Annotated in this window: 5 protein-coding genes; all 5 read left to right on the top strand. The window is 62.6% G+C overall.

The annotated features are described in order from the left end of the window. Positions 1-234: 234 nt before the first annotated feature. Positions 235-453: a hypothetical protein gene (locus tag C477_RS15670; RefSeq protein ID WP_008895496.1), complete on the top strand. Its 219-nt coding sequence runs from the start codon at positions 235-237 to the stop codon at positions 451-453. A 224-nt stretch (positions 454-677) separates the two neighbouring features. Beyond that, positions 678-1,655 carry an NAD-dependent epimerase/dehydratase family protein gene (locus C477_RS15665; RefSeq protein WP_008895495.1) on the top strand — a complete coding sequence of 326 codons (978 nt, stop codon included), beginning with the start codon at positions 678-680 and terminating at the stop codon, positions 1,653-1,655. Between the two features lie 182 nt (positions 1,656-1,837). Next, positions 1,838-2,245, top strand: coding sequence for a hypothetical protein (locus C477_RS15660; RefSeq protein ID WP_008895494.1), 408 nt, complete (start codon positions 1,838-1,840; stop codon positions 2,243-2,245). Positions 2,246-3,091: 846 nt separating this feature from the next. After that, the gene (locus C477_RS15655; RefSeq protein ID WP_049914583.1) at positions 3,092-3,598 is read left to right on the top strand and encodes a helix-turn-helix transcriptional regulator; all 507 of its coding nucleotides are present in this window, start codon (positions 3,092-3,094) and stop codon (positions 3,596-3,598) included. Between the two features lie 153 nt (positions 3,599-3,751). Next, on the top strand, positions 3,752-4,845 hold a 1,094-nt coding region (locus tag C477_RS15650; protein ID WP_449404402.1), incomplete at its 3' end, for a DUF7282 domain-containing protein.

The raw sequence follows: 4,845 nt of genomic DNA, 5'->3' as shown, positions 1-4,845 counted from the left end.
AGAGATGTGTATAAGAGACAGCGCCCGAGTCGGGCGATCGGCCCGCCGGCGTGACGACGGTACAGTTGCGTACGACGAGATCAACGGACATTGCCGAGTGGTTGCTGAGGGGCGCGCATATAGCTTCCCCAAATGACTCGAGCCGCCGGTGCGCCGAACGACGCCGAACGAGTGGGAACGGCAGCGTAGACGATAGTCGTTTGATACTTATAGATAACTGTGATTACTTCAACTATGAAAACGGAGACGGCATTTCGGGCGGCGACGCTGTGGTTTATCGTGGTGATCTATTTCAATATGGACTCCAGTGGGCTCGGACCACCGTTCGTCGATTTCGTCGAGTTCGTCGGCCTCCTGCTCTTCTTTCTGCTGCCGGTCTATCTCCTGATCGAGACCGGCAGAACGCTCGTCAGGGAGCACCCTGAGGTCGTGCAGGGGAAGGATCCCCGCTAGAACGGAGCGCTCGTACTCGCGTCCGCCGTCCGCCGACCGCCGCGACAGCCGACGTATCCACAGCAGTCGGTCGCACTCGCCGTCCGCGAACTGCCTCATCGTCCGCTATCCGCTCGAGCGAGTCGACGAATTCCGGTGTAAGCAGCGCCTTACCGAAATGCACGCCCGCGCGTGCGACGGTACGAATCGGATACTAAACAGCGGGTGGCTGGTGGGACGACCTAATGGATACAGCAGCGATTCGCGACAAAACGGTTCTCGTCACCGGCGGTGCGGGCTTTATCGGGAGCCACCTCGTCGAGGCGCTGGCGCCGCACAACGAGGTCCGGGTCCTCGATAACTTCTCGTCGGGCGACCGGAGCTACCTCCCCGACGACGTGACGATCGTCGAGGGCGACGTCGGCGATCCGATCGCCCTCCAGCGGGCGGCCCGCGGCGTCGACGTCATCTTCCACCACGCCGCGCTCGTCAGCGTCTCCCGCAGCGTCGACGCTCCCCGGCGGAGCAACGAGACGAATCTCGACGCGAGCCTGCTGGTCTTGGAACAGGCTCGCCAGGAGAACGCCCGGGTCGTCGTCGCCTCGAGCGCCGCGGTGTACGGCCACCCCGACGAGCTTCCCGTCTCGGAAACCGCGTCGACCGATCCGGCCTCGCCCTACGGCATCCAGAAGCTCGCCGTCGACCAGTACGCTCGCCGCTACGCGGAGCTGTACGATCTCGAGACGGTCGCGCTGCGGTACTTCAACGCCTACGGACCGCGCCAGCAGGGCCCCTACAGCGGCGTCATCTCGACGTTTCTCGAGCAGGCGCGCGCGGGAGACCCCGTTACGATCGAGGGCGACGGCGAACAGACCCGGGACTTCGTCCACGTCAGCGATATCGTCCGGGCGAACCTCCGGGCGGCGACGACCGATGCGGTCGGCGAGGCCTACAACATCGGCACGGGAAGCCGAACGTCGATCGAGGAACTGGCGGAGACGATCACGGACGCGACCGACTCCGACTCGCCGATCGTCCACCGCGATTCCCGTCCCGGCGACATCAGGCACAGCGGCGCGGACGTCTCCAAAGCGAAGCGGACGCTCGGGTTCGAATCGCGCGTGAGCCTCGAGAGCGGGATTCAATCGCTCGTTGACGGGACGCGACTGGCGCCGGCGGACGCCGACGTCGAATCGAGCCGGGAAGAACGAACCATCAGCTGAATCCGGTGTACAGGGTAGCAAACGACCGGAACCGCTCCCAGCGGAAAAGTTTGGTATTGACTACCAAGGTGCGTCGCTCTTCTCGAGAGACGCTCGAAAACCGAGTTAGTAACGGATGGAACGGCGTTTCCGTGAGTGTAGGTGAAAGATAACTAACGGAATACGCCGCCTCACGAGCGGGTATGATCGAGAGTCTCGCCGGTGTCGCCACGGTGCCCGGTCAGAGCGGCGCAACGCCCGTACAGAGCCTCGTCGTCTTCGCCGTCAGCCTGCTGATCGGCGCGGTCGGCATCTACGTCGGTGCGAAGGTGATCGTCGACGCCGAGGACTACACGTACGCGCTCGTCACGGCGTTGATCGGGGCGGTCGTCTGGGGCGTCATCGGGTTCTTCCTCGGCTGGATTCCGCTGCTCGGTCCGCTGCTGGTCTTCGTCGCCTACCTCGCGGTGATCAACTCCCGGTATCCGGGCGGCTGGATCGACGCTGCCGCGATTACGATCGTCGCCTGGCTGTCGGTCCTGATCGTGCTCTACGTCCTCGCGCTCATCGGCGTCACCGGATTCGAGGCCGCCGGCGTGCCAGGCGTCTAGAGCAGACGAGAGCCGCCCGCGCCAGCGTTGCGGCTGGCCGCTCGGTCTCGGTCTCTTCTCGCGCTGGACCGTTTACAGTCCGAAACCGTACCACCACAGGAGCGGTGACGGATCCCGAACTGTCCCGCGCATCCCGGTCCTGAGCCGTGACGTGCACCACCTCGAGCGCGGTCGAATCACGCCGTGACACTACTCGAAGCACGGTATCGCTCGTTGACGCAGCGGCACCCGTAGCCGCGCGCAGCTCCGGTCGTCGTCGCGACTCGCTCGAGTGGTGTCAGGAGATGGGACTGAACCGAACGAAGCGGACGATCCGTCTCGCTAATGCCCCGGTTCCGGTCTACTCGAATGAACAAAACGGCTCACGCGAGATCGGTTCGGAGGGAGCCCGAGACGCCGATCAATCGGCGCTCGACTGATTTCGGTTCTCGAGACACTCATCGAATTGATCGCTTACCGTCTGAATCGGAACGAATCCCGGCTAGTCGTTTCAAACGTCCGACCGAGTTTATTCGAACCCTCGGTCTACGGCTCTCCGAAGCACCGTTGCGCCTCCCACCATCGTCAAAATCGCTGACAGGTTCAGCAGTCGAAATTAGATCGGCTGCGGCGGCCGTCCACGGGGGAATCGCGCGAACCGACGGGACGCTGGAGCGGCGTGCACCGGGCGCGTAGGGATCGCTAACCGCAGCGGGAACCTCGACGATCCACCGAGCGACCAACCCCATCACCGATCGTGAAATACTGTACAGGAACGATAAATGATCGATAAAAAACATTTTGAGGAGCGGTATCGACGGTACAGGGAAACGAGAGCGTGAGCGAATCAAGGCCCATCCAATCCACATGAGCATTCACTTCCGAGCTAGTCTCGCGATGATCGCCGACTCCGGTCCGAATAGCATCGGCAACGAGCCAATCGTATCGACACTGTCCTCCGAGTCACTGGGTGACGTGAGCCCGTTGACTCGGCCGCTCCAGCTCGAGTGGAGCCCGCACGTCGCGGCGCTTGCGGGCATCGTTGCGCTCGCACTCCTGGGGGGCGTCCTTGTCGCCCGCAACCGGTTCGATCAACAAAACGCCTTCGTGGCCGATCCGGAACCGCGCCGCGAGGAGTTTCTCACCGATCGCGAGCACGTCCAGCAGCTCATCCGCGAGAACGGCGGGCGGATGAAACAGTCGAAGATCGTCAACGACGTCGACTGGTCGAAAGCGAAGGTCAGCCGACTGCTCGCCGAACTCGAGGAGGAGGGTCGCATCACGAAACTCCGGCTCGGCCGCGAGAACCTGGTCTGTTTGCCGGGTCACGAGCCGACGGCCTCCCAGTCGCCCGAGACGCCGAAAAACGAATGAGGAGCGCGAAGCTATCAACAACCGTTGTTTTCCGGAACCGGTCCGAAACCGGACTTCGGCTCTCGTAGCCGTAGTTTCCTGTTACGTGATGAAATGGTTGTGGCGGTTTATGCGGCGAACGGACGGAGTAATCGGTGCCATTCCGGCACAGACATGAACGCACGCAATCAGCTACTCGTGGTACTCACCGCGTTGATGATGGTGTGCTCGAGCGGGGCGATGGTCGTCGGTGCGGCGCCGGCAACCGTCGACGAGCACACCCAAGTCGACGACGATGGGACCGACGTACTCGAGGAGGGAAACGACACATCGGTGACAGAGGACTCCACCGATAGTGTCGCGGAGGAACCGAACGACAGCGATGCGGAAGAACCGACCGGCGAGGAAAACCAGTCGGACGAACTGATCGACGAGGAAGTTGACAGCGAGCAGGACGCCTACGTCAACTTCAGCGATCAGGCGACCGAGGGCGAGACGGTCGTCGTCGACAACGTGACGATGGCGAGCGGCGGCTTCGTGGTCATCCACGACAGCAGCCTGCTGGCCGGCGGTGAAAACGTCTTCACGAGCGTCATCGGGACGTCCGCGTATCTCGAGGCGGGAACGCACGAGAACGTTGAGGTGACGCTCGACGAACCGCTCGCGGAAGACGAGACGCTGATCGCGATGCCACATCGCGACACGAACGCGAACGAGACGTACGATTTCGTCGAAACCCAGGGTGCAGCCGACATTCCGTACCTGACGGCGACGGATGATCCGGTCACCGATCAGGCCGTCGTCACCGTTGGCGAACCGACAGCCGAGGAGCCGAACGAGACTGAGGCACCGGTCGAAGAGGTCCCCGAAGAAGAGCCGGTCGAGGACCCGAACGAGACCGAAGAACCAGTCGTTGAAGAGCCGAACGAGACTGAAGAACCAGTCGTTGAAGAGCCGAACGAGACTGAAGAACCAGTCGAAGAGGAGCCGGTTGAGGTGCCGAACGAGACCGAAGAACCGGTCGTCGAAGAGCCGAACGAAACCGAAGAGCCGGTCGAAGAACAGCCCGAGGAAATCGATGACGGCAGGATCAACGTCGTCATCGAAAACCTGACTGTCTTCGTGTTCGCCGGCGACCACGCGGACACTCCTGCAACCGAGGCGGGCGACTCCGGTTACGAAGGTAACGGTGTCCCCGTCGAGGACGGCACCGATACTGCTAACGAGACCGACTCCAATGTGTCCGGCGAGACCGACGCTGCCACCGA

The sequence above is a fragment of the Haloterrigena salina JCM 13891 genome, from assembly GCF_000337495.1.
GTDB lineage: Archaea > Halobacteriota > Halobacteria > Halobacteriales > Natrialbaceae > Haloterrigena > Haloterrigena salina.
This window is presented reverse-complemented; position numbering and strand designations above follow the sequence as displayed.